This is a genomic window from Streptomyces sp. NPDC047706 (assembly GCF_043204795.1).
Taxonomy (GTDB): Bacteria; Actinomycetota; Actinomycetes; order Streptomycetales; family Streptomycetaceae; genus Streptomyces.
In genome coordinates this window covers 195,975-219,396 of the sequence record NZ_JBIDCW010000004.1, presented here as the reverse complement: position 1 = coordinate 219,396, position 23,422 = coordinate 195,975, and the positions used below count along the sequence as shown (strand labels likewise).

The following is a 23,422-nucleotide window of genomic DNA, read 5'->3' as shown; positions in this document are numbered from 1 at the left end:
CGTCCCCACCGGAGGACCCGCACATGCGCTCGCACCTGCTCAATGACACGACCGCGGAGCAGTACCGCCGCTCCGTGACCGATGGAGTAGAGCGGGTGGCGGCGAAACTCGCCACCACCGACCGTCCGTTCACGGGCGTCACCGTCGACGCCCTGGCCCCCCGCATCGCACAGATCGACCTCGACCGGCCGCTGCACGACACCACCGCGGTCCTGGACGAGCTGGAGGACGTCTACCTCCGTGACGCGATCTACTTCCACCACCCCCGCTACCTCGCCCATCTCAACTGCCCGGTCGTCATACCGGCCGTGCTCGGCGAGGCGATCCTCTCCGCCGTCAACTCCTCCCTCGACACCTGGGACCAGTCGGCCGGCGGCACCCTGATCGAGCGCAAACTCATCGACTGGACCACCGAACGCATCGGCCTCGGCCCCGCCGCCGACGGGGTGTTCACCTCCGGCGGCACCCAGTCCAACCTCCAGGCGCTGCTGCTGGCCCGCGAGGAGGCCAAGACCGACTCCCTGGCGAAGCTGCGCGTCTTCGCCTCCGAGGTCGGCCACTTCAGCGTGCAGAAGGCGGCGAAACTGCTCGGCCTCGGCCCCGACGCCGTCGTGACGATCCCCGTCGACCACGACAAGCGGATGCAGACCGTCGCGCTCGCCCACGAGCTGGAGCGGTGCGCGAAGGACGGCCTGGTCCCCATGGCCGTCGTCGCCACCGCCGGCACCACCGACTTCGGCTCGATCGACCCGCTCCCCGAGATCGCCGAGCTGTGCGCCCAGTACGGCACCTGGATGCACGTCGACGCGGCCTACGGCTGCGGACTGCTCACCTCGCTGAAGCGCCGGGCCCTGCTGGAGGGCATCGAGCGGGCCGACTCGGTCACCGTGGACTACCACAAGTCCTTCTTCCAGCCGGTGAGTTCCTCGGCCGTGCTGGTGCGGGACGCCGCCACCCTGCGCCACGCGACCTACCACGCGGAGTACCTCAACCCGCGCCGTATGGTGCAGGAACGTATCCCCAACCAGGTGGACAAGTCCCTCCAGACGACCCGCCGCTTCGACGCCCTCAAGCTCTGGGTGACCCTGCGTGTGATGGGCGCGGACGGCATCGGGCAGCTCTTCGACGAGGTGTGCGACCTGGCCCAGGAGGGCTGGAAGCTGCTCGCCGCCGACCCGCGCTACGACGTCGTGGTCGAGCCCTCGCTGTCCACCCTGGTCTTCCGCTTCATCCCGGCCACCGTCACCGACCCGGCCGAGATCGACCGCGGCAACCTCTACGCCCGCAAAGCCCTGTTCGCCTCCGGCGACGCCGTCGTCGCGGGCACCAAGGTGGGCGACCGCCAGTACCTGAAGTTCACCCTGCTCAACCCCGAGACCAAGGCGTCCGACATCGCCGCCGTCCTCGACCTGATCGCCGGCCACGCCGAGCAGTACCTGGGAGACTCCCTTGACCGCGCTTGCTGACACCACGAAAAAGACCTACGACTTCGTGGGGATCGGGCTCGGCCCCTTCAACCTCGGCCTGGCCTGCCTGACCGAGCCCATCGCCGAACTCGACGGCCTCTTCCTGGAGTCCAAGCCGGACTTCGAGTGGCACGCCGGCATGTTCCTGGAGGGCGCCCACCTCCAGACGCCGTTCATGTCGGACCTGGTCACGCTGGCCGACCCGACCTCGCCGTACTCCTTCCTGAACTACCTGAAGGAGAAGGGCCGGCTGTACTCGTTCTACATCCGCGAGAACTTCTACCCGCTGCGGGTCGAGTACGACGACTACTGCCGCTGGGCCGCGAACAAGCTGAGCAGCGTCCGCTTCGGCACCACGGTCACCGAGGTCACGTACGAGGACGAGCTGTACGTCGTGCGCACCGAGGCCGGCGAGGTCTTCCGCGCCCGCCAGCTGGTCCTCGGCACCGGCACCCCGCCCCACGTCCCGGACGCCTGCGAGGGCCTCGGCGGTGACTTCCTGCACAACTCCCGCTATCTCCACCACAAGGCGGAGCTCCAGCGCAAGGAGTCGATCACGCTGGTCGGCAGCGGTCAGTCCGCCGCCGAGATCTACTACGACCTGCTCGGCGAGATCGACGTGCACGGCTACCAGCTGAACTGGGTGACGCGCTCGCCGCGGTTCTTCCCGCTGGAGTACACCAAGCTCACGCTGGAGATGACCTCCCCGGAGTACATCGACTACTACCGCGAGCTGCCCGAGGCGACCCGCTACCGCCTCACCTCGGAGCAGAAGGGCCTGTTCAAGGGCATCGACGGCGATCTCATCAACGAGATCTTCGACCTGCTCTACCAGAAGAACCTGGGCGGGCCGGTCCGCACCCGGCTGCTCACCAACTCCGCGCTCACCTCGGCGCGGTACGAGAACGGCACGTACACCCTGGGCTTCCACCAGGAGGAGCAGGCCAGGGACTTCGAACTCGACACGCAGGGCCTGGTGCTCGCCACCGGCTACAAGTACGTCGAACCGGAGTTCCTGAAGCCGGTCCGCGACCGCCTGCGCTACGACTCCCAGGGCAACTTCGACGTCGCCCGCAACTACGCCGTCGACGTCACCGGCCGGGGGGTCTTCCTCCAGAACGCCGGTGTCCACACCCACAGCATCACCTCGCCCGACCTGGGCATGGGCGCGTACCGGAACTCGTACATCATCCGTGAGCTGCTCGGCAGCGAGTACTACCCGGTGGAGAAGTCCATCGCGTTCCAGGAGTTCTCCGCATGAGCATCGGCACGTTCACCCTCCGCCCCCTCGACCCCCTGAAGGACGCCGAGCTGCTGCACGGCTGGGTCACCCACCCCAAGGCCGCCTTCTGGATGATGCAGGACGCGAAGCTCCAGGACGTCGAGCGCGAGTACATGCGGATCGCGGCCCACGAGCACCACCACGCCTACCTGGGCCTGCACGAGGGCCGCCCGGCCTTCCTGATGGAGAAGTACGACCCCCGGTACGTCGAGCTGGTCGGCCTGTACGACCCCGAGCCCGGCGATGTCGGCATGCATTTCCTGGTCGCCCCCACCGACCGGCCGGTGCACGGCTTCACCCGGGCCGTCATCACCGCCGTGATGGCGGAGCTGTTCGCGGACCCGCCAACCCGCCGGGTCGTGGTCGAGCCCGACGTCAGCAACAAGGCGGTGCACGCGCTGAACGAGGCCGTCGGCTTCGTGCCCGCACGTGAGATCGACAAGCCGGAGAAGCGCGCGCTGCTGAGCTTCTGCACGCGCGAGCAGTTCGAGGCCGCCCGAGGAGTAGCCGTATGACCCTGTCCGACGCCGTAGCGCACCTCTCCCCCCACCGCTGGGCGCGGGCCAACCGCCTCCTGATCCGCAAGGCGCTCGCCGAGTTCGCGCACGAGCGGCTCATCACGCCGGAGTCCACCGGCGACGGCGCCTACGTCGTCCGCAGCGACGACGGCGGGACGATGTACACCTTCACCGCGGTTCTCCGTGCCCTGGACCACTGGCAGGTCGACGCCGACTCGATCACCCGGCACCGCGACGGGACCGAACTCCCCCTCGCCGCACTGGACTTCTTCGTCGAGCTGCGCCAGGCACTCGGCCTGAGCGACGAGATCCTCCCGGTCTACCTGGAGGAGATCTCCTCCACGCTCTCCGGCACCTGCTACAAGCTCACCAAGCCGCAGATCCCGGTGGCCGAGCTGGCCGGCAGCGGCTTCCAGGCCATCGAGACCGGTATGACCGAGGGCCACCCCTGCTTCGTCGCCAACAACGGCCGGCTCGGCTTCGGGATCCACGAGTACCTCTCGTACGCCCCCGAGACCGCGAGCCCCCTCCGGCTCGTGTGGCTGGCCGCGCACCGCTCGCGCGCCGCGTTCACGGCCGGTGTCGGCATCGAGTACGAGGCGTTCCTCAGGGACGAGCTCGGTGCCGAGACGGTCGAGCGCTTCGACGGTCAGCTCACGGACCAGGGCCTCGACCCCGCCGACTACCTGCTCATCCCCGTCCACCCCTGGCAGTGGTGGAACAAGCTCACCGTCACCTTCGCCGCCGAGGTCGCCCAGCGGCACCTCGTCTGCCTCGGCGAGGGCGACGACGAGTACCTGGCCCAGCAGTCCATCCGCACGTTCTTCAACACCACCCGCCCCGAGAAGCACTATGTGAAGACGGCCCTGTCGGTCATCAACATGGGCTTCATGCGGGGGCTGTCGGCCGCCTACATGGAGGCCACCCCGGCGATCAACGACTGGCTCGCCCAGCTGATCGAGGGCGACCCGGTACTGAAGTCGACGGGCCTGTCGATCATCCGTGAGCGGGCGGCGGTCGGCTACCGGCACCTGGAGTACGAGAAGGCGACCGACCGCTACTCGCCGTACCGCAAGATGCTCGCCGCGCTCTGGCGGGAGAGCCCGGTGGCCTCGCTCCAGCCGGGCGAGTCGCTCGCCACCATGGCCTCCCTGCTGCACGTCGACCACGAGGGCCGGGGCTTCGCGGCCGCGCTGATCGAGCGGTCCGGCCTGGCGCCGAAGGAGTGGCTGCGCCGCTACCTGCGGGCCTACTACACCCCGCTGCTGCACAGCTTCTACGCCTACGACCTGGTGTACATGCCGCACGGCGAGAACGTGATCCTGGTCCTGAAGGACGGCGCCGTCGAGCGCGCGATCTACAAGGACATCGCCGAGGAGATCGCCGTCATGGATCCGGACGCGGTACTGCCGCCGACGGTGGAGCGGCTGCGCGTCGACGTCCCCGAGGACAAGAAGCTCCTGTCCCTCTTCACGGACGTCTTCGACTGCTTCTTCCGCTTCCTCGCCGCCAACCTCGCCTCCGAGGGAGTGCTGGAGGAGGACGACTTCTGGCGGGCGGTCGCGGACGTCACCCGTGAGTACCAGGAGTCGATGCCCCAACTCGCCGACAAGTTCCGGCAGTACGACATGTTCGCCCCGGAGTTCGCGCTGTCCTGCCTGAACCGGCTCCAGCTGCGCGACAACAAGCAGATGGTGGACCTGGCGGACCCGGCGGGCGCGCTCCAGCTGGTCGGCACCCTGAAGAACCCCCTCGCGGAGTTCTGACCCCGTGACGGACGGGCACCCCGGAGTACGGTCCTGCGGGGTGCCCGTCGCCGCGTCAGCTCACGGCACTACTCCGCAGGCCACGGCACCTGCGGCGCCCGGTGGTACCCGATCCCGAGCGCCTCCCACCGCGGTCCCTGCGCGGCGAGCCGCTGCTTGTAACCGTCCCAGCCGTGCGTGGCCCGGGGCGACCAGCCGAGCTCGGCGACGCCCGGCAGCCTCGGGAAGGCCATGTACTCGATGTGGCGGGAGTTCTCCAGGGTCTCCGACCACAGCGGCGCCTCGACGCCCCGCACCGCCGACGCCGGAGCGCCCGGCAGATACGCGCCCGGGTCCCAGTCGTAGGACCGCCGTACGTCGACGTATCCGGCCCAGGACAGCCCGAGGGGGGTCTGGGCGTCGTACTTCATGTCGAGGTAGATCCGGTCGGCCGGGGAGAGGACCAGCCCGGTCCCGTTCCGCGCCGCTGCCGCGACCTGCTCCTTCTCCGCCTGGCCCGTGCCGTCCAGGCCCCAGTACTGCGCGAGCGCGCCCTTGGCCGGGGTCGCGCCGGTCAGCTGATGCCAGCCGACGACCTTCTTGCCGTACTTGGCGACGACCGGCTGCACGCGGTCCATGAACGTCACGTAGTCCTCGTGGCTGGTGGAGTGCGCCTCGTCACCGCCGATGTGCAGGTAGCGCCCGGGGGTGAGCGCGGCGAGCTCCCGGACGACGTCGTCCACGAAGTCGTACGTGATCTCCTTCGGCACGCACAGCGAGCTGAAGCCGACCGCGGTGCCGGTGTAGAGCGGCGGCGCGACGCCGTCGCAGTTCAGCTCGGCGTAGGAGGCGAGGGCGGCGTTCGTGTGGCCCGGCATGTCGATCTCCGGCACGACCTCCAGGTGCCGGGCGGCCGCGTGACGGACGATCTCCCTGTAGTCGGCCTTGGTGTAGTAGCCACCGGGGCCGCCGCCGACCTCGGTCGAGCCGCCGTGGGTCGTCAGGCGCGGCCAGGAGTCGACGGCGATGCGCCAGCCCTGGTCGTCGCTGAGGTGCAGATGCAGCTTGTTGAACTTGTAGAGCGCCAACTGGTCGATGTAGCGCTTGACTTCACCGACGCCGAAGAAGTGCCGGGACACGTCGAGCATGGCGCCGCGCCAGCCGTAGCGCGGGGTGTCCTCGATGGTGCCGCCCGCGACCAGCCAGGGGCCGCTCTGGACGGAGTCCCGCTCGACGGCGGCCGGGAGGAGCTGGCGCAGGGTCTGGACGCCGTGGAACAGGCCGGCGGGGCGGGCGGCGGTGATGGTGACGCCGCCGCGGCCGCTGTCGAGCCGGTATCCCTCGTCGCCGTACGGGCCCTTGGCGAGCCGCAGCCGGATGCCGCCGTCGCCGTGGGCGGTGACGGGCAGGCGGTAGCCGGTCGACGGACGCAGCACGTCCGCGAGGTAGTGCCCGACGCGCCGGGCGTCGTGGGAGCCGTCGACGCGGATGCGGGTGTGCTCGGTGATCCGGTACGGCGGACCGCCGGGGTCGGCGGAGGCGGGGGCCGGTATCACGTCGCCGAGCGGGGTGGGGGCCCCGGGCGCGGGCACCGGCCCCGCCCCGGTGAGGGAGGCGCCCGCCGCCGAGACGAGCAGCAGGGAAGCCAGCAGGCGAAGCGTTCTGTGGTGCAGGAAGCGGTGCTGTCTCACAAACGGTCCCTTCCGGGAGCTCCGACAGGTATGGACCACTCTCTCGCGAGACCGGTGAAACAATCCCCCGCATGGCGGAAATCATCCAGAAGGACGGCACGTGGATCTTCGACGGCGACGCCCTGCGTCTGACCCCCGGACGGGACAAGAACGTCAGTCTGCTGCGCAAGACCCTGGGTGAACTGCGCGTCCCACTGGGCGCGTTGGCGGGCATATCGTTCGAGCAGGGCCGGAAGTCGGGGCGACTGAGGCTGCGGCTGCGGGACGGCGCCGACCCGCTGCTGCAGGCGACGGCCGGCCGGCTCGGCGAACCCCACGACCCCTATCAGCTGGCCGTCGAGTCCGACCGCTACGGCGTCGCCGAGTACCTCGTGGACGAGGTGCGCAACGCGCTGCTGCTGGACCAGGTCCCCGGCGATCCGGTCTCCGGGTATCTGCTGCCCGGCCCGTCCGTCCCGCTGTCGGCCGCCGCCGGGGACGGCACCGCGAGCTTCGACGGCGAGCAAGTCCGCCTGGAGTGGAACTGGAAGACGGAGGACGCCAAGGCGGCCGCCGGCACCCGCACCCTCGCCGTCGGCGACATCGCCGCCGTGGAGTGGCATCCGGCGGCGGGGCTGGAGAACGGATACCTGCGCTTCACCGTGCGCAACGCCCCGACCAAGGCACCGCCCAAGTACGACCCGAACTCGGTCGAACTCTGGGGATTCAAGAAGGACCCCCTGATGGCCCTGATCGCGGCCGCCGTCCAGGCCCGCCTCCCGCACCCGGCCGCCGCGGCCCCGGCCGCCGCCCTGACCGCCGCCGCGCAGGAGCCGGAGCCCAGCGCGGCCGCCCGCGAGGACGACCACGACGCGCTGCTGCGGCGCCTGCGTGAACTCGGCGAACTGCACCGCACGGGGGTGCTGACCGACGAGGAGTTCGCCCTGGCCAAGCAGGCGATCCTGAAGCGGATGTGACCCCGCCCGGTCGATCGCCCGAGGCCCCGCGCAAGCCGCCCTGCCCGAAATCGGGCAAGATTGTTGCGAAAGTGTCGCCGGTACCCCAGGATCTACCGGGTGCACGACGAACTCGTAGATCATCTGACGCGCTCCACGCCCCTGAACCGGGGTGAGGCGCTGCGGGTGATCCAGGACGTGCTCGCCTACTTCGACGAGACGACCGAGGAGTTCGTCCGTCGCCGCCACCGCGAGCTCCAGGCCCAGGGCCTGGTCAACGCGACGATCTTCGAACAGATCGCGGCTGACCTGAAATACCGGGCGGTGGCACCGCCGGAGCTCACACTCCGGCAGCTGCGCCGCATCGTCTACGGCTGAGGAATACATCTATATGTGCGGAATCGTCGGATACATCGGGAAGCGCGACGTCGCCCCCCTGCTCCTCGAAGGCCTCCAGCGCCTGGAGTACCGCGGCTACGACTCGGCCGGCATCGTCGTCACCTCCCCCAAGGCCGCCGGTCTGAAGATGGTCAAGGCCAAGGGCCGGGTCCGTGACCTGGAGGCCAAGGTCCCGGCGCGCTTCAAGGGCACCACCGGCATCGCCCACACCCGCTGGGCCACCCACGGCGCCCCCTCCGACGTCAACGCCCACCCGCACCTGGACGCCGAGGGCAAGGTCGCCGTCGTCCACAACGGCATCATCGACAACGCGAGCGACCTGCGCCGCAAGCTGGAGGCGGACGGCGTCGAGTTCCTCTCCGAGACCGACACCGAGGTCCTCGTCCACCTGATCGCCCGCTCGCAGGCCGAGAAGCTGGAGGACAAGGTCCGCGAGATCCTCCGGCACATCGAGGGCACCTACGGCATCGCCGTCCTGCACGCCGACTTCCCGGACCGCATCGTCGTCGCCCGCAACGGCTCCCCCGTGGTCCTCGGCATCGGCGAGAAGGAGATGTTCGTCGCCTCGGACATCGCCGCGCTGGTCACCCACACCCGGCAGATAGTGACCCTCGACGACGGCGAGATGGCCACCCTCAAGGCCGACGACTTCCGCACCTACACCACCGAGGGCACCCGGACCACGGCCGAGCCCACCACCGTGGAGTGGGAGGCCGCCTCCTACGACATGGGCGGCCACGACACCTACATGCACAAGGAGATCCACGAGCAGGCCGAGGCCGTGGACCGCGTCCTGCGCGGCCGGATCGACGACCGCTTCTCCACCGTGCACCTCGGCGGCCTGAACCTCGACGCCCGCGAGGCCCGCCGGATCCGCCGTGTGAAGATCCTCGGCTGCGGCACCTCGTACCACGCCGGCATGATCGGCGCCCAGATGATCGAGGAGCTCGCCCGCATCCCCGCGGACGCCGAGCCGGCCTCCGAGTTCCGCTACCGCAACGCGGTCGTCGACCCCGACACGCTCTACATCGCCGTCTCCCAGTCCGGTGAGACCTACGACGTCCTGGCGGCCGTCCAGGAACTCAAGCGCAAGGGCGCCCGGGTGCTGGGCATCGTGAACGTCGTCGGCTCGGCGATCGCCCGCGAGGCTGACGGCGGCATCTACGTGCACGCCGGCCCCGAGGTCTGCGTGGTCTCCACGAAGTGCTTCACCAACACCTGCGTGGCCTTCGCCCTGCTCGCCCTGCACCTCGGCCGCACCCGCGACCTCTCCGTGCGCGACGGCAAGCGGATCATCGAGGGCCTGCGCAAGCTGCCCGCGCAGATCGCCGGGATGATGGAGCAGGAAGGTGAGATCGAGGAGCTGGCCAAGGAGTACGCCGACGCCCGCTCGATGCTCTTCATCGGACGTGTCCGCGGCTACCCGGTCGCCCGCGAGGCCTCCCTCAAGCTCAAGGAGGTCTCGTACATCCACGCCGAGGCCTACCCCGCCTCCGAGCTGAAGCACGGCCCGCTCGCCCTGATCGAGCCCGCCCTCCCGACGGTCGCGATCGTCCCCGACGACGACCTGCTGGAGAAGAACCGCGCCGCGATGGAGGAGATCAAGGCCCGCAGCGGCAAGATCCTCGCGGTGGCCCACCAGGAGCAGGAGAAGGCCGACCGGACGATCGTCGTCCCGAAGAACGAGGACGAGCTGGACCCGATCCTCATGGGCATCCCGCTGCAACTCCTCGCCTACCACACGGCACTTGCCCTCGGCCGGGACATCGACAAGCCGAGGAACCTCGCGAAGTCGGTGACGGTGGAGTAACACCCCGGCAGGGCAGGACAACAGGACGGACCCCCGCGTGTGCCACCGCACGCGGGGGTCCGTCTCGTGTGCCGGGAAGCCGCCCAACTCCCCAGCCGGCGCAGCTAGCCCGCGGCCGTCACACCGCGGCCCGCGGCACCGCGTCGCGGAAGTGCCGTCGGCCAGTGCGCCAGCGCCGCGGTCGCCGCGTACCAGGCAACGGCCCCCGAGGCGACGGCGAACCAGCCACCGGCCTTGCCCAGCGCCCCGCTGTCCGCGAACTGCGCGATGGCGAGCAGCAGCAGCGCGACGAAGAACAGCCCGTACACGGCCTGCCCGAGCGTGTCGCCGCCGGCGAGCGTGAGGGTGAGGACGACGAGGGCGAACAGCAGCAGGAACAGGCCCGCCGCGTTGGCGGAGACCTCGGGCGAGACCGCCCAGGTGAACCAGAGCGCGCCGAGGGCGGCGAACGCGGTGCCCGTCCCGGCGTCGCTCTCCCGGAACGCGAGCAGTCCGGCGACGAACAGCGCCACGCCGCCTACGTAGTGAGCCAGTGTCACGGCGTCCGCCGCCGTCACTCCGTCGATCAGTCCGGTGTACCCGAGGCCGACGGCCAACAGGGTCACACCGAGTGCGAGTCGGCCGACGATCGTGGTGGTGCTTCCCGCAGAGACGACGTTGTCCACGGCGGGCTCCCTTCATGCCTGTGCAGTTGTACGGTGACCGGTATATGCCCTTCACAAGAGCACAAACACCTCTACGCACGAGTAGATTCGGGTGGCGCACAAAGGGGACCCGCCCTGCCCACGGGGCATCTCACCTGGGCCAACGGGGAGTTACGGAATGACAACGACAGGGCGCTTGGCGCGCTTGGCCAACCGCCCCGCGACGGAGCCGAAAATGCGCCCCACGAGGCCGTGCGTGGAGCCGACGACGATGGCGTCCGCCTCGTACTCCCGCCCTACCTCCTCGAGTTCGTGGCAGATGTCCCCGCCACGCTCGACCAGGATCCAGGGGACCTCCGCCAGATAGTCCGCGCAGGCGAGCTCCAGACCGAGCACCTCGGTGCGGTGGTCGGGCACGTCCACGAAGACGGGCGGCTCGCAGCCGGCCCACACGGTGGTGGGCAGCCGGTTGGCCACATGGACGATGATCAGGCCCGAACGGGAGCGCAGCGCCATGCCGATCGCGTACGCGAGGGCGCGCTCGGAGGACGTGGAGCCGTCGAAGCCGACCACCACGCCGTGCTTGAAGGCGGGATCACACGCATGGCGTGACTCTTCCGCCGCCAGGGGATCGGCCGCCGTGGGGTCGGCGACCGGCCGCTTGCGGTCCGCGGGTTCGAAGAATTCGTGACCGGCCATGGCTGTCTCGGCGTTGTGATCCTTTATGGGTGGGACGACAGTGTGCGACGGAGCTGTGTCCGGGAATAATCTTCCCAACCCCCTACCCCCAAGGGTACGGCGGCACGCCTCCTTCGCCCAGATCCCGCTCACGTCCGCGACGGGTTCCAGGGAGCATGCACGAGGGGGCGCCCGTAACGCAATGGTTGCTGCCCGGTACAGGCGGTTCGCACAGGATTCACTTGCGCCGGCGCTACGACCGTGCATGGCAGTGACCGACCGGCGCGACGGGCGTTGATCCACGAGAGCCGCCACCACAGGGAGCAGTGATGTCCGCACCCCGCCCGACCCCCGAGACGCGCCCTGGGAGCGCGTCCGGTCCGGACGCGGTGACCGACCTGGTGCGATGGGCCGCCTTCAGTTGCCTGCTCGTCCCGGTGGTCCTCCTGTGGTGCGGCAGTTCCCTCGCCGGCGCCACGGGCTCCGCCGTCGGCCTCGCCGCCGTCACGGCGGTGTGCCGGGCGCTGCTGCGCGGGTCCGAGCGGGGCGCGGCCCGGATGCGCGCCGCGGAGGGCGGGCCGCACCGGGGCCGGCATCAGCGCAGCGGTTCGGGCGCGCACAGGGGTGGGCGGCGCCCTGGCGGGCATACACCGGTCGTCTGACCGGTTTCCGCGCACGCGCCCGTATCTTTTCAGCCAACTTCTGAGGAGTGTGCATCAGCACCTCTCGGCACCCCTCAACCCCCGTTCGACCTGCACGGAAAGGGTCTCAGGGGGCGCGCGCACCCTACGTGGATTGGCCACTGCGACAAGGCGCACTTCCCTGCGCGGCCCGCTAGTGCAACGCTTCGTGATCGAATGCTTCACGCCAAGTTGCCAAGTCGACAATGTGCCGGGTGATGAACTGGCCACGCCGGCACAACCGACACAGTAGATTCGATCTTGAATGTCTACGGCGGGGGACTCGTGCAGGACCGAGGGGAAACGTGCAGGAGCGACACAACCGAGGAGCCGCGACCACCGAGGGGGGCTTAGCAGTATGAGCCACGACTCCACTGCCGCGCCGGAAACCGCGGCCCGGAAACTGTCCGGGCGCCGCCGCAAGGAGATCGTCGCGGTGCTGCTGTTCAGCGGCGGCCCCATCTTCGAGAGTTCCATACCGCTGTCGGTGTTCGGGATCGACCGCCAGGACGCCGGCGTACCCCGCTACCGACTACTGGTGTGCGGGGGTGAGGACGGCCCGCTGCGGACCACAGGGGGCCTGGAGCTGACCGCGCCGCACGGCCTGGAAGCGATCTCCCGCGCGGGGACGGTGGTCGTGCCCGCCTGGCGATCGATCACGTCGCCACCGCCGGAGGAGGCCCTCGACGCACTGCGCCGGGCGCACGAGGAGGGCGCCCGGATCGTGGGCCTGTGCACGGGGGCGTTCGTCCTCGCGGCGGCGGGCCTGCTGGACGGCCGCCCGGCCACCACGCACTGGATGTACGCGCCGACCCTGGCGAAGCGCTACCCGTCGGTCCACGTGGACCCGCGGGAGCTGTTCGTCGACGACGGCGACGTACTGACATCCGCGGGGACGGCGGCCGGAATCGATCTCTGTCTGCACATCGTGCGGACGGACCACGGCAACGAGGCGGCCGGTGCGCTGGCCCGCCGGCTGGTGGTCCCGCCGCGCCGGACCGGCGGGCAGGAGCGCTACCTCGATCGGTCTTTACCGGAGGAGATCGGCGCCGACCCGCTGGCCGAGGTCGTCGCCTGGGCGCTGGAGCACCTCCACGAGCAGTTCGACGTGGAGACGCTGGCGGCACGGGCGTACATGAGCCGTCGTACGTTCGACCGCCGCTTCCGGTCGCTGACCGGCAGCGCGCCGCTGCAGTGGCTGATCACCCAGCGGGTGCTCCAGGCGCAGCGGCTGCTGGAGACGTCGGACTACTCGGTGGACGAGGTGGCGGGCCGCTGCGGCTTCCGCTCGCCGGTCGCGCTGCGCGGCCACTTCCGCCGCCAGCTGGGCTCGTCCCCGGCCGCGTACCGGGCGGCATACCGAGCACGCCGCCCGCAGTCCGAACGCCCCTCGGACACCGACGGCCCGGCGGGCGCGCCTGCGCCGATGACCGGCCCGCCGCAATCCGGCCCGCCGGCTCCGCTGCACCCGGAGGGGCCGGTGCCGATGCAGGCACGGCGTACGGCGGCGGCGAACGCGGTCGGCGCCTCGTCCCTGCCGGGGGACCACGCCCGGGAGGCGTACGCCCGTGCGAGCCTGCCGGGGCAGCGCAGCGGATCGTGACCGCCGCAACGGTGTGACGGAGTCCACAGGGCGCGAACCGCCCCTGTGGACTCCGCCGCCGTCCCGGCGGCTGCACGGCACACCTCACATGCGCATCCCGGCCGTAGGGTGGACGCATGAACGATCGCATGGTGTGGATCGACTGCGAGATGACCGGCCTCTCGCTGTCCGACGACGCTCTCATCGAGGTGGCCGCCCTCGTCACCGACTCCGAGCTGAACGTACTCGGCGAAGGGGTGGACATCGTCATCCGCCCGCCGGACCGGGCCCTGGAGACGATGCCGGAGGTGGTCCGTCAGATGCACACCGCGTCCGGCCTGCTCGCCGAGCTCCCGGCCGGCACGACCCTCGCGGACGCCGAGGACCAGGTCCTCACGTACGTACGTGAGCACGTCAAGGAGCCGGGCAAGGCCCCGCTGTGCGGCAACTCGGTCGGCACCGACCGCGGCTTCCTGCTGCGCGACATGCCCACGCTGGAGGACTACCTCCACTACCGCATCGTCGACGTCTCCAGCATCAAGGAGCTGGCCCGCCGCTGGTACCCGCGGACGTACTTCAACAGCCCCGAGAAGAACGGCAACCACCGCGCCCTGGCCGACATCCGCGAGTCCATCGCGGAACTGCGCTACTACCGCGAGGCCGTCTTCGTACCGCAGCCCGGCCCGGACTCGGACACCGCGAAGGCGATCGCCGCCAAGCACGTCCTGCCTGCTCAGCCCGCCTGAGCGAGCCCGCGCGAGGGGCGCCGCGAAAGCCGTGCGCGAGCACCCCTTCGGACCCTGTACACTTTTTCTCGGCCGGTCGGGGAAACGACAGTAGAACCACCGGTCATGGTGGGTGTAGCTCAGCTGGTAGAGCACCTGGTTGTGGTCCAGGATGCCGCGGGTTCGAGTCCCGTCACTCACCCTGTCGAACCGAGGGCTGATCCCTGAAAAGGGGTCAGCCCTCGGTCGTGTTCCGGTGTGCCTCCGGGTCCGGCAGGACCTTGCGCAGCTCCGCCTCGACCTCCGAGCGTGTCGACCCCTGTTCCCTCGCGTACTCGGTGACCGTCTGCCCCAGGTCGCGGTCGAGGTCACGCCAGGCCCGCCAGGCCGTCTCGTACGTCTCGCGCTGGGGCGCGTTCCAGCCGCCCTCGTGGGTCGGCGCGCCGTAGGAGTCCCGCAGTTCCAGGACCCTCGTGTGCGCCTCGTCCGCGGCCCGCTGTTTCGCCAGAAGTTCCTCGAAGGTGTGTGCCACGCGCGGATCCTATGCACGCCCCGAGGAGCCCGGCGCCCCGACTCGTCCGTCCGGGCGACGCCGCTGACTCACCCGGCGCAACCCTGCGACTAGGACGACGCCCGCTCCACCAGCTCCGTCGCCAGGACCATCTGCCGCCGCGCCGGCCGACGGGACACCGCCGGGCGCCGGTCGGCGATCTCGGCGAGCAACAGGTCGATCATCCGGCGGCCCATCTCCTCTATGGGCTGGCGGACGCTGGTGAGCGGCGGCTCCATGTGGCGGGCGATCGCGGAGTCGTCGTAGCCGACCAGCGCCACGTCCTCGGGGATACGGCGACCGGCCTCGCGCAGCACCTGGCGGGCGCCCGCCGCGGTCACGTCGGAGGCCGCGAAGACCGCGTCCAGGTCGGGGCAGCGGGCCAGCAGCCGAGTCATCGCCCGTCGCCCGCCTTCCTCGGTGAAGTCACCCGCCTCGATCAGCTGTTCGTCCGCCGGGTGCCCGGCGTCGTGCAGCGCGTCGCGGTAGCCGTCGATGCGCCGCTGGGCGCCGTACACGTCGAGGCGGCCGGTGATGTGGGCTATGCGCCGGCACCCCCGGGCGATCAGGTGTTCCACGGCGGAGCGGGCGCCGCCGTAGTTGTCCGAGTCCACCGACGTCAGGGTCTCCTCCGCCGATCGCGGGCCGCTGATCACCGCCGGGATCTCCAGCTGGCCGAGCAGGTCCGGGAGCGGGTCGTCCGCGTGGACCGAGACCAGCAGGACGCCGTCCACCCGGTGCGCCGCGAGGTACTGGGCGAGGCGCCGGCGCTCCCGGTCGCTGCCCGCGAAGATCAGCAGCAGCTGCATCTCGGTGTCGGAGAGCTCGGCGCCGACACCGCGCAGCATGTCCGAGAAGTACGGCTCCGCGAAGAACCGGGTCTCCGGCTCGGGGACGACGAGGGCGATCGCGTCGGTGCGGTTGGCGGCGAGGGCGCGGGCGGCGGTGTTCGGGACGTAGCCGAGCTCGGCGACCGCCGCCTGGACCGCCGCGCGGGTCGCGTCGCTGACCCGGGGCGAGCCGTTGATCACCCGGGAGACGGTGCCGCGGCCCACGCCGGCGCGCGCGGCAACCTCCTCCAGGGTGGGCCGGCCACCGCTCCGGCCCCGCGCTCCGTGGCTTGCCATGGGCTCCGCCTTCCGCCGCCGTTCCTCACGCTGGCCTGGAAATCTAACAGTCCCGTGTGCGGGGGTGACCCGCACCGGCCGCGCCCCGGAGAGGGGCCGGAACCCGTCGCCCGCACGGGCCGCAGCGGACTCTCACGTTCCAGTTAACAGCCCGATAACTGAACACATCTGCCGCTGTCCGCTCCCTTGACACCCCTGCGGGAACCGACGACTCTTCAACACATCACTGGTGGGAGCGCTCCCACAGTACCTGACACCTACACAACCCGCACGTTCCCCGCCCGAGCCGCAGCGCAACACATCACGGGCCCGACAACGCAGTTGGCCGGGGGGTCGGCACGTCAGGGCAACAGGAGGACGCAATGCGAGCACGTAAGTCGGTGGTCCTCGCGGCCATCGCGACGCTGGGCGCCGGGCTGCTGGCCGGCTGTGCCGACGACGGCGGCGACGAGGGCGGCTCCGGCTCGTCCGGCGGCGGCGAGGGCAAGACCACGATCACGCTGGGCCTGTTCGGGACGATGGGCTTCAAGGAAGCCGGCCTCTACGACGAGTACATGAAGCTCCACCCGGACATCACCATCAAGGAGAACGTCACCGAGCGCAACGAGAACTACTATCCGGCGCTCGTCAACCACCTCACCACCGACAGCGGCCTGATGGACATCCAGGCCGTCGAGGTCGGCAACATAGCCGAGGTGGCGCAGACCCAGGGCGCCAAGCTGCTCGACCTGTCGAAGTACGGCAAGGAGAGCGACTACCTGGAGTGGAAGTGGAAGCAGGCCGCCACCCCCGAGGGCCAGACGATCGGCCTCGGCACCGACGTCGGGCCGATGGCCATCTGCTACCGCAAGGACCTGTTCGAGAAGGCCGGTCTGCCCACCGACCGTGAGGAAGTGGGGGAGCTGTGGGCGGGCGACTGGGAGAAGTTCGTCGACACCGGCCGCGACTACCAGAAGAACGCGCCCTCCGGCACCACCTTCATGGACTCCCCCGGCGGCCTGATCCAGGCCATCCTCAGCAGTGAGACCGAGCGGTTCTACGACTCCTCCGGCGAGGTCGTCTACAAGACCAACCCGGCGGTGAAGTCCGCGTTCGACCTGACCGCGGCGGCGGCCGAGGACGGACTGGTCGGCAACCAGACGCAGTTCCAGCCCGCCTGGGACACCACCATCGCCAACAGCAAGTTCGCCGCGATGTCCTGCCCGCCGTGGATGCTCGGCTACATCAAGGGCAAGTCCAAGCCCGACGCGGCAGGCAAGTGGGACGTGGCCGCGGCTCCCAAGTCGGGCAACTGGGGCGGCTCCTTCCTGGCCGTGCCCAAGTCCGGCAAGAACGCCGAGGAGGCCGCGAAGCTCGCCGCCTGGCTGACCGCGCCCGAGCAGCAGGCCAAGCTGTTCAAGGTGCAGGGCAACTTCCCGAGCACGCCGCCCGCGTACGAGATGGACGAGGTCAAGAGCGCCAAGAACGACATGACCGGTGACGCCCCGATCGGCGAGATCTTCGCCGAGGCCGCCAAGAGCGCCCCGGTCCAGGTGATCGGCCCGAAGGACCAGATCATCCAGCAGGGTCTGACCGACAACGGCGTGATCCTGGTCGCCCAGGGCAAGTCCGCCGAGGAGGCCTGGGACACCGCCGTGAAGACCATCGACAACAACCTGGACCAGTGACCCGTATGACCACTGGGCACGACACCGCCGCCGCGTCCCCCGTCAAGGAGGGGGGCGCGGCCCCGGCCCGCCCGGCCGGTGCGCCGGTCTCCGAGCAGGAGCGGCGGCGCCGGGCCCGGCTGTCCCGTCGCTGGCAACGGGACATGCGCTACAGCCCGTACGCCTTCGTCTCGCCGTTCTTCCTGCTGTTCCTCGCGTTCGGCCTGTTTCCGCTGGTCTACACGGGGTGGGCCTCGCTGCACCAGGTGGAGCTGACCGCCCCCACCGACATGAACTGGGTGGGCCTGCGCAACTACACCCGGATCTTCGACGACGACTTCTTCTGGAACGCGGCCCGCAACACCCTGACCATCGGCGTCATCTCCACGGTGCCGCAGCTGCTGATGGCGATGGGCCTGGCCCACATCCTCAACTACAAGCTGCGCGCCTCGACCTTCTACCGGGTCGTGATGCTGGCCCCCTACGCCACCTCGATCGCCGCCGCGTCGCTGGTGTTCGTGCTGCTCTTCGGCCGCGACTACGGCATGATCAACTGGGCGCTCGGGGCCGCCGGCTTCGACCACGTCGACTGGCAGAACGACAAGTGGCCCTCGCAGATCGCCGTCTCGACCATCGTCATCTGGCGCTGGACCGGCTACAACGCGCTGATCTACCTGGCGGCGATGCAGGCGATACCGCAGGACCTGTACGAGTCGGCGGCGCTGGACGGGGCGAGCCGCTGGCAGCAGTTCCTCCATGTGACGCTGCCGTCCTTGCGGCCGACGATCCTGTTCACCGTCGTCGTGTCGACGATCGGCGCCTCCCAGGTGTTCGGCGAGCCACTGCTGTTCGACGCCAACAAGGGCGCCTCGGGCGGGTCCCAGCACCAGTTCCAGACACTCGGCCTGTACCTGTACGAGCAGGGCTGGGTCAACCAGCACCTGGGCCGCGCCTCCGCCATCGCCTGGACGATGTTCCTGATCCTCATCGTGATCGGGATCGTCAACTACGTCATCTCGCGCCGGCTGCGCGCCAGTAGTCAAGGAGACCGGCCGTGACGACGACACTCACCAAGCCCCCCGCCGGGCGGGCCGAGCGCCCCCGGCGGCCCAAGGCCGCGCGCGCCGGCGGGACCCTGCACGCCGGGCCCGTCGCCTACGCGATCCTCGCCCTGTTCACCGTCGGGTCGCTGTTCCCGCTGGTGTGGACGGCGATCGCGGCGTCCCGGGACAACCAGCGGCTGGCCGAGACGCCGCCGCCGTTCTGGTTCGGCTCGAACCTGATGGACAACCTGGAGATCGCCTGGAAGGACGCCAACCTCGGCGAGGCCTTCCTCAACACCACGATCGTGGCCGGGATCTCGGCGGTCACCATCGTGGTGCTGTCGACGATCGCCGGGTTCGCCTTCGCCAAGCTGCGGTTCCGGGGCCGGAACGCGATGATGCTGATCGTCATCGGCACGATGATGGTGCCGCCGCAGCTCAGCGTGATCCCGCTGTACATGATGGTCGCCGAGCTGGACTGGACCGATCAGCTCCAGGCGGTGATCCTGCCGTCGATCGTGAGCGCGTTCGGTGTGTTCTTCATGCGCCAGTACCTGCTCCAGGCGCTGCCCGACGAGCTGATCGAGGCGGCGCGGGTGGACGGCGCGAGCAGCTGGCGCGTGGTGTGGCACATCGTGTTCCCGGCGGCCCGGCCCGCGATGGCGGTGCTCGGCATGCTGATGTTCGTCCAGACGTGGAACGACTTCCTGTGGCCGTTCCTGGTGCTGACGCAGACCGGCAACCCGACCGTGCAGGTGGCGGTCGCCGGTCTGGGCCGCGGCTACACCCCCGACCAGTCCCTGATCATGGCCGGCGCGCTGCTCGGCACGCTGCCGCTGCTGCTGGTCTTCGCGATCTTCGGCAAGCAGATCGTGGGCGGCATCATGCAGGGCGCGGTCAAGGGCTGACGTCCTCTCGCCCCAGGGGCCGGGTCACCGCCGCCTCGGCCCCTCTTTCTCTCGACCTCCTTGGGAGCGCTTCCATGCCTGAACCCGAATCGCCGGTCTCCTTCCCGCCCGACTTCCTCTGGGGTGCGGCCACCTCCGCGTACCAGATCGAGGGCGCGGTGCGGGAGGGCGGCCGCACCCCGTCCATCTGGGACACCTTCAGCCACACACCGGGCAGGACGGCCGACGGCGACACCGGTGACATCGCTGTCGACCACTACCACCGCTTCCGCGAGGACGTCGCGCTGATGGCCGGGCTGGGCCTGACCGCGTACCGCTTCTCCGTCTCCTGGTCGCGGGTGCAGCCGACGGGCCGCGGCCCCGCCGTCCAGGTCGGGCTCGACTTCTACCGGCGGCTGGTGGACGAGCTGCTGGCGGCCGGCATCAAGCCGGCCGTCACGCTCTACCACTGGGACCTGCCGCAGGAACTGGAGGACGCGGGCGGCTGGCCGGAGCGCGACACCGCCTTCCGGTTCGCGGAGTACGCACAGATCGTCGGCGAGGCACTCGGTGACCGGGTGGAGCAGTGGATCACGCTCAACGAGCCGTGGTGCAGCGCCTTCCTCGGCTACGGCTCGGGCGTGCACGCCCCCGGGCGGACGGAGCCGGCGGCCGCGCTGCGGGCGGCCCACCATCTGAACCTCGCCCACGGGCTGGGCACCTGCGCGCTGAGGTCGGTGATGCCGGCCCGCAACGCGATCGCGGTGTCCCTCAACTCGTCGGTGGTACGGCCTGTTTCGCAGGACCCCGCGGACCTGGCGGCGGCCCGGAAGATCGACGGCCTGGCCAACGGAATCTTCCACGGCCCGATGCTGCACGGCGCCTACCCGCGGACGCTGACGGCCGCGACGGCGCCGGTGACGGACTGGTCGTTCGTCCAGGACGGCGACCTGGCCGCCGCCCACCAGCCGCTTGACGCCCTGGGCCTCAACTACTACACGCCGGCGCTGGTCTCGGCCGCGGACTCCGAGGCGAAGGGCCCGCGGGCCGACGGTCACGGGGCCAGCGCCCACTCCCCCTGGCCGGGCGCGGACGACGTGGCGTTCCACCAGCCTCCGGGCGAGCGCACGGAGATGGGCTGGACCATCGACCCGTCCGGCCTGCATGAGCTGATCATGCGGTACACGCGCGAAGCACCGGGCCTGCCGCTGTACATCACCGAGAACGGCGCCGCCTACGACGACAAGCCCGACCCCGAGGGCCGCGTCCACGACCCGGAGCGCATCGCCTACCTCCACGGCCACCTCGCCGCGGTCCACCGGGCCGTCGCGGACGGCGCCGACGTCCGGGGCTACTACCTGTGGTCCCTGATGGACAACTTCGAGTGGGCGTACGGCTACGGCAAGCGGTTCGGCGCGGTCTACGTCGACTACGCGACGCTGGAGCGGACGCCGAAGTCGAGCGCCCTGTGGTACGCACAGGCGGCGCGCTCGGGAACGCTGCCGCCGGTCGCGGGGGTGTAGCCGGGGGCGAGGGGAGCAGGCCGGGGCGCGGCACCGGTGGGAGGAGTGCCGCGCCCCGGGGTCGGGGGTCACTCGTAGGCCGCGAACGCCTTGGAGAAGGCGAACTCTTCCTGGTCGACCGAGCCGCAGGTGGCGTCGGCCGCGGGCTTCGGGCCGCCGGGGCACGCCTTGTCCCGGGTGCCCGACCACACGGACAGCCGGCCGAGGCCCTTCGGCGAAATGCCTGATCGAGACGGGGTCCGGGGAGTTTATGGTGCGCTTAAGGAAGCGATCCGGAGCGGTTGACCGTCGCGCTCGGTCTGCCCGGTCTGCGGCGTCTCATGGCCCCTCGGTGACTGCGCCGCCCGGGCATCCGCTCACGCCCGTCCAGCTGGATCCAGATCCGCACCTCGGTCCCGCCCAGCACCGACGAACCGATCCGCACGTCACCGCCCGTCGCCTCCGCGAGCCGCCGCACGATGTCCAGCCCGAGTCCGGTCGACCCGTCGCTGCCGGAGCCCCGGCCGCGCGCCATCGCAGCCTCGGGGTCGGCTATGCCGGGCCCCGCGTCGGAGACGAGCACGATCACCGCGTCCTCGCCGTTGTGCACGTCGACCGCGAAGGCGGTGCCCACGGGGGTGTGCCGGAAGACGTTGCCCAGCAGGGCGTCGAGGGCGGCGGCGAGGTCGGCGCGGGCCACGGGTATGCGCACCGGGCGGTCCACGCCGGCCGTGCGCACCTTGCGGCCCTCGTCCTCAGCCAGCGCCGACCAGAACGCCATCCGCTCCCGCACCACCTCCGCCGCGTCGCACCCGGCGCCCGGACCGGCCGCGGTGGTCTGCGGCTTGGCCTCCCGGGCGGTCCGGATGATCGTGTCGATCTCACGCTCCAGCTGGGCCACCGCGGCCCGGGTCTGCTCGGCGGCCGGCCCGTCCCCGAGGGAGGCCGCGTTCAGCCGCAGCACGGTCAGCGGTGTCCGAAGGCGATGGGACAGGTCCGCCGCCAGTTCCCGCTCGTTGGCCAGGAGCTGGACGACCTGGTCGGCCATCGAGTTGAACGCCACGGCCGCCAGCCGCAGTTCCCGCGGTCCTTCCTCGGGCACCCGGGCGCCCAGCCGGCCGTCCCCCAGCTCGCGCGCGCCCTTGACCAGCCGCTGGGCCGGCCGCACCATCCGCGCGCCCAGCCGGTCGGCGACCGCGACCGAACCGACCACCAGGGCCAGCCCGACCCCGGCCAGCACCGCCCAGGCCGTACCCACGCCTTTGGCGACCGCCGCGTCGGCAATGAACACCTCGACCACGGCGAACCTGCCGGAACTCAGCGCGACCGGCTGGAGCAGTGCCGAACCGCCGGGCGCCGCCGCCGTCGAGGCGCGGCCGGTCTCCCGGGTGGCCTCGATGTCCGCGTCGGCGGCGCGCTGCCGCCCGAAGCCGACGGCCTGCGTGCCGTCGCCGCCCGGTATGTGCAGGGCCACGACGTCGCCGGAGCCCGCGGCGGCGACGGCGCGTTCGAGCTGCGCACGGTCGGTGGTGATGGACAGTGCCGGGGCGATCTCCGCCGCGTCCCGCTCCGCGCCGGAGAACGCGCGGTCGCGGGCCATCTCCTTGATGACCAGGCCGAGCGGCACCGCGAAGGCGAACACGACCATCGCGGTGACCGCCAGCGAGACCTTGACCAGTGCCCATCTCATGGCCGCGCCTCCGCTCCCGGCGGCTCCAGCTTCACGCCGACGCCGCGCAGGGTGTGCAGATAGCGCGGCCGCGCGGCGGTCTCCCCCAGTTTCCTTCGCAGCCAGGACAGATGGACGTCGATGGTCTGGTCGTCCCCGTAGGACTGCTGCCACACCTCGGCGAGCAGCTCCCGGCGCGACACGACGACGCCGGGCCGCCCGGCGAGGAAGGCGAGCAGGTCGAACTCGCGCCGGGTGAGGTCCAGTCGTACGCCGTCCAGCTCGGCCTGGCGCCGCCGCGGGTCCACCGTCAGTCCCCCGACCCGCAGCACCGGGGAGGGCGGGGCCTCGCCGGCTGCCGCGCGGGAGCGGCGCAGCACGGCGGCGATCCGGGCCGAGAGGTGCTCGACGGAGAAGGGCTTGGTCAGATAGTCGTCCGCGCCGTCGTTCAGCAGCCGGACCACCTCCGCCTCGTCGTCCCGGGCGGTGGCGATGATCACCGGGACGTCCGTGATGCCGCGCAGCATCTTCAGGGCCTCGGAGCCGTCCAGGTCGGGCAGGCCGAGGTCCAGGATGACCACGTCGAAACGGAAGTGGGCCACCTCGCGCAGGGCCTCCAGCGCCGTACCCACGCTGCGCACGGTGTGCGCGGCGTCGGTCAGATGCCGGATGAGCGCCGAGCGTACGAACTGGTCGTCCTCGACGACGAGAACACTTGCCATGCGCCGCACCGTACGCCATGCGGGGGAGCCGGGTCCGGCGCCTGTGGACAACCCGCGGCCTGTGGACAACTCACGTGCCGCGGTGACCGGTGGGACAGCGGTGGCGTGGGTGAGGCAGTAT

The 23,422-nt window shown here is 70.7% G+C and carries 21 protein-coding genes, 1 tRNA gene and 1 pseudogene; 15 read left to right on the top strand and 8 right to left on the bottom strand.

The window, feature by feature from the left end:
- Positions 1-23: 23 nt before the first annotated feature.
- Genes desA through ACGF8A_RS06560 form a run of 4 tightly spaced genes read left to right on the top strand, consistent with a single transcriptional unit; the run spans position 24 to position 5,032 of the window.
- On the top strand, positions 24-1,466 hold the full coding sequence (gene desA, locus ACGF8A_RS06575) for a lysine decarboxylase DesA (protein WP_393104876.1): 1,443 nt from the start codon (positions 24-26) through the stop codon (positions 1,464-1,466).
- Positions 1,450-2,727, top strand: coding sequence for a lysine N(6)-hydroxylase/L-ornithine N(5)-oxygenase family protein (locus ACGF8A_RS06570; protein ID WP_393104874.1), 1,278 nt, complete (start codon positions 1,450-1,452; stop codon positions 2,725-2,727). Before desA ends, ACGF8A_RS06570 begins: the two co-directional genes overlap by 17 nt.
- Entirely contained in the window at positions 2,724-3,263 is a 540-nt protein-coding gene (locus ACGF8A_RS06565; protein WP_393104872.1) for a GNAT family N-acetyltransferase, read from the top strand. The genes ACGF8A_RS06570 and ACGF8A_RS06565 overlap by 4 nt, the downstream gene beginning before the upstream one ends.
- The gene (locus ACGF8A_RS06560; protein WP_393104870.1) at positions 3,260-5,032 is read left to right on the top strand and encodes an IucA/IucC family protein; all 1,773 of its coding nucleotides are present in this window, start codon (positions 3,260-3,262) and stop codon (positions 5,030-5,032) included. Before ACGF8A_RS06565 ends, ACGF8A_RS06560 begins: the two co-directional genes overlap by 4 nt.
- A 68-nt stretch (positions 5,033-5,100) precedes the next feature.
- Here ACGF8A_RS06560 and ACGF8A_RS06555 read toward each other — a convergent pair whose 3' ends face one another.
- Positions 5,101-6,702 (bottom strand): beta-N-acetylhexosaminidase, encoded by a 1,602-nt coding sequence (locus tag ACGF8A_RS06555; RefSeq protein ID WP_393104868.1) that lies wholly within the window; start codon positions 6,700-6,702, stop codon positions 5,101-5,103.
- Between the two features lie 71 nt (positions 6,703-6,773).
- Here ACGF8A_RS06555 and ACGF8A_RS06550 point away from each other — a divergent pair, with 71 nt between their 5' ends.
- The 3 genes from ACGF8A_RS06550 to glmS all read left to right on the top strand — a co-directional run bounded on the left by ACGF8A_RS06550 (position 6,774) and on the right by glmS (position 9,846).
- The gene (locus ACGF8A_RS06550; protein ID WP_393104866.1) at positions 6,774-7,658 is read left to right on the top strand and encodes a DUF4429 domain-containing protein; all 885 of its coding nucleotides are present in this window, start codon (positions 6,774-6,776) and stop codon (positions 7,656-7,658) included.
- Between the two features lie 99 nt (positions 7,659-7,757).
- Positions 7,758-8,015 carry a hypothetical protein gene (locus ACGF8A_RS06545; protein ID WP_141313127.1) on the top strand — a complete coding sequence of 86 codons (258 nt, stop codon included), beginning with the start codon at positions 7,758-7,760 and terminating at the stop codon, positions 8,013-8,015.
- Between the two features lie 13 nt (positions 8,016-8,028).
- A complete protein-coding gene (gene glmS / locus ACGF8A_RS06540; protein WP_393104863.1) occupies positions 8,029-9,846 on the top strand; it encodes a glutamine--fructose-6-phosphate transaminase (isomerizing) in 1,818 nt (605 codons plus the stop codon).
- A 104-nt stretch (positions 9,847-9,950) separates the two neighbouring features.
- Here the strand turns inward: glmS and ACGF8A_RS06535 are convergent, their stop codons facing one another.
- Positions 9,951-10,511, bottom strand: a complete 561-nt coding sequence (locus ACGF8A_RS06535; protein ID WP_393104861.1) for a GPR1/FUN34/YaaH family transporter — start codon at positions 10,509-10,511, stop codon at positions 9,951-9,953.
- Positions 10,512-10,661: 150 nt separating this feature from the next.
- Entirely contained in the window at positions 10,662-11,189 is a 528-nt protein-coding gene (locus ACGF8A_RS06530) for a universal stress protein (RefSeq protein WP_393104859.1), read from the bottom strand.
- Positions 11,190-11,497: 308 nt separating this feature from the next.
- On the opposite strand from ACGF8A_RS06530, the gene ACGF8A_RS06525 reads away from it, so the two are divergent.
- The 4 genes from ACGF8A_RS06525 (at position 11,498) to ACGF8A_RS06510 (ending at position 14,357) form a co-directional block, all read left to right on the top strand.
- Positions 11,498-11,830: a hypothetical protein gene (locus ACGF8A_RS06525; protein ID WP_393104857.1), complete on the top strand. Its 333-nt coding sequence runs from the start codon at positions 11,498-11,500 to the stop codon at positions 11,828-11,830.
- A gap of 376 nt (positions 11,831-12,206) precedes the next feature.
- The gene (locus tag ACGF8A_RS06520; protein WP_393104855.1) at positions 12,207-13,451 is read left to right on the top strand and encodes a helix-turn-helix domain-containing protein; all 1,245 of its coding nucleotides are present in this window, start codon (positions 12,207-12,209) and stop codon (positions 13,449-13,451) included.
- Positions 13,452-13,567: 116 nt separating this feature from the next.
- The gene (orn, locus tag ACGF8A_RS06515) at positions 13,568-14,176 is read left to right on the top strand and encodes an oligoribonuclease (RefSeq protein ID WP_393104853.1); all 609 of its coding nucleotides are present in this window, start codon (positions 13,568-13,570) and stop codon (positions 14,174-14,176) included.
- A gap of 108 nt (positions 14,177-14,284) precedes the next feature.
- Positions 14,285-14,357, top strand: a tRNA-His gene (locus tag ACGF8A_RS06510).
- 33 nt (positions 14,358-14,390) lie between these two features.
- Here the strand turns inward: ACGF8A_RS06510 and ACGF8A_RS06505 are convergent.
- Positions 14,391-14,687, bottom strand: coding sequence for a hypothetical protein (locus tag ACGF8A_RS06505; protein WP_393104851.1), 297 nt, complete (start codon positions 14,685-14,687; stop codon positions 14,391-14,393).
- A gap of 89 nt (positions 14,688-14,776) precedes the next feature.
- Positions 14,777-15,832: a LacI family DNA-binding transcriptional regulator gene (locus ACGF8A_RS06500; RefSeq protein WP_393104849.1), complete on the bottom strand. Its 1,056-nt coding sequence runs from the start codon at positions 15,830-15,832 to the stop codon at positions 14,777-14,779.
- A gap of 362 nt (positions 15,833-16,194) precedes the next feature.
- Between ACGF8A_RS06500 and ACGF8A_RS06495 the strand changes: the two genes are divergently transcribed.
- The 4 genes from ACGF8A_RS06495 to ACGF8A_RS06480 all read left to right on the top strand — a co-directional run bounded on the left by ACGF8A_RS06495 (position 16,195) and on the right by ACGF8A_RS06480 (position 20,931).
- Positions 16,195-17,499, top strand: coding sequence for an extracellular solute-binding protein (locus tag ACGF8A_RS06495; RefSeq protein ID WP_393104847.1), 1,305 nt, complete (start codon positions 16,195-16,197; stop codon positions 17,497-17,499).
- Between the two features lie 5 nt (positions 17,500-17,504).
- Complete coding sequence (locus tag ACGF8A_RS06490; RefSeq protein ID WP_393104845.1) at positions 17,505-18,536, top strand: carbohydrate ABC transporter permease; 1,032 nt, start codon at positions 17,505-17,507, stop codon at positions 18,534-18,536.
- Positions 18,533-19,429, top strand: a complete 897-nt coding sequence (locus ACGF8A_RS06485) for a carbohydrate ABC transporter permease (RefSeq protein ID WP_393104843.1) — start codon at positions 18,533-18,535, stop codon at positions 19,427-19,429. Before ACGF8A_RS06490 ends, ACGF8A_RS06485 begins: the two co-directional genes overlap by 4 nt.
- A 74-nt stretch (positions 19,430-19,503) precedes the next feature.
- Complete coding sequence (locus tag ACGF8A_RS06480) at positions 19,504-20,931, top strand: GH1 family beta-glucosidase (protein WP_393104841.1); 1,428 nt, start codon at positions 19,504-19,506, stop codon at positions 20,929-20,931.
- 68 nt (positions 20,932-20,999) lie between these two features.
- Here ACGF8A_RS06480 and ACGF8A_RS06475 read toward each other — a convergent pair.
- From ACGF8A_RS06475 to ACGF8A_RS06465, 3 genes and pseudogenes are all read right to left on the bottom strand, one after another.
- A pseudogene (locus ACGF8A_RS06475) lies at positions 21,000-21,143 on the bottom strand (chitinase); the annotation flags it as partial.
- 47 nt (positions 21,144-21,190) lie between these two features.
- Entirely contained in the window at positions 21,191-22,600 is a 1,410-nt protein-coding gene (locus ACGF8A_RS06470; protein ID WP_393104839.1) for a sensor histidine kinase, read from the bottom strand.
- Entirely contained in the window at positions 22,597-23,301 is a 705-nt protein-coding gene (locus tag ACGF8A_RS06465) for a response regulator transcription factor (RefSeq protein WP_393104837.1), read from the bottom strand. Before ACGF8A_RS06465 ends, ACGF8A_RS06470 begins: the two co-directional genes overlap by 4 nt.
- Between the last annotated feature and the right edge of the window lie 121 nt (positions 23,302-23,422).

Excerpts from the sequence above, each read along its gene's own strand:
- desA (WP_393104876.1), top strand. The coding sequence starts at position 24 with ATGCGCTCGCACCTGCTCAATGACACGACCGCGGAGCAGTACCGCCGC.
- ACGF8A_RS06565 (WP_393104872.1), top strand. The coding sequence starts at position 2,724 with ATGAGCATCGGCACGTTCACCCTCCGCCCCCTCGACCCCCTGAAGGAC.
- ACGF8A_RS06560 (WP_393104870.1), top strand. The coding sequence starts at position 3,260 with ATGACCCTGTCCGACGCCGTAGCGCACCTCTCCCCCCACCGCTGGGCG.
- ACGF8A_RS06550 (WP_393104866.1), top strand. The coding sequence starts at position 6,774 with ATGGCGGAAATCATCCAGAAGGACGGCACGTGGATCTTCGACGGCGAC.
- glmS (WP_393104863.1), top strand. The coding sequence starts at position 8,029 with ATGTGCGGAATCGTCGGATACATCGGGAAGCGCGACGTCGCCCCCCTG.
- ACGF8A_RS06530 (WP_393104859.1), bottom strand. The coding sequence starts at position 11,189 with ATGGCCGGTCACGAATTCTTCGAACCCGCGGACCGCAAGCGGCCGGTC.
- ACGF8A_RS06525 (WP_393104857.1), top strand. The coding sequence starts at position 11,498 with ATGTCCGCACCCCGCCCGACCCCCGAGACGCGCCCTGGGAGCGCGTCC.
- ACGF8A_RS06520 (WP_393104855.1), top strand. The coding sequence starts at position 12,207 with ATGAGCCACGACTCCACTGCCGCGCCGGAAACCGCGGCCCGGAAACTG.
- orn (WP_393104853.1), top strand. The coding sequence starts at position 13,568 with ATGAACGATCGCATGGTGTGGATCGACTGCGAGATGACCGGCCTCTCG.
- ACGF8A_RS06500 (WP_393104849.1), bottom strand. The coding sequence starts at position 15,832 with ATGGCAAGCCACGGAGCGCGGGGCCGGAGCGGTGGCCGGCCCACCCTG.
- ACGF8A_RS06495 (WP_393104847.1), top strand. The coding sequence starts at position 16,195 with ATGCGAGCACGTAAGTCGGTGGTCCTCGCGGCCATCGCGACGCTGGGC.
- ACGF8A_RS06490 (WP_393104845.1), top strand. The coding sequence starts at position 17,505 with ATGACCACTGGGCACGACACCGCCGCCGCGTCCCCCGTCAAGGAGGGG.
- ACGF8A_RS06480 (WP_393104841.1), top strand. The coding sequence starts at position 19,504 with ATGCCTGAACCCGAATCGCCGGTCTCCTTCCCGCCCGACTTCCTCTGG.
- ACGF8A_RS06470 (WP_393104839.1), bottom strand. The coding sequence starts at position 22,600 with ATGAGATGGGCACTGGTCAAGGTCTCGCTGGCGGTCACCGCGATGGTC.
- ACGF8A_RS06465 (WP_393104837.1), bottom strand. The coding sequence starts at position 23,301 with ATGGCAAGTGTTCTCGTCGTCGAGGACGACCAGTTCGTACGCTCGGCG.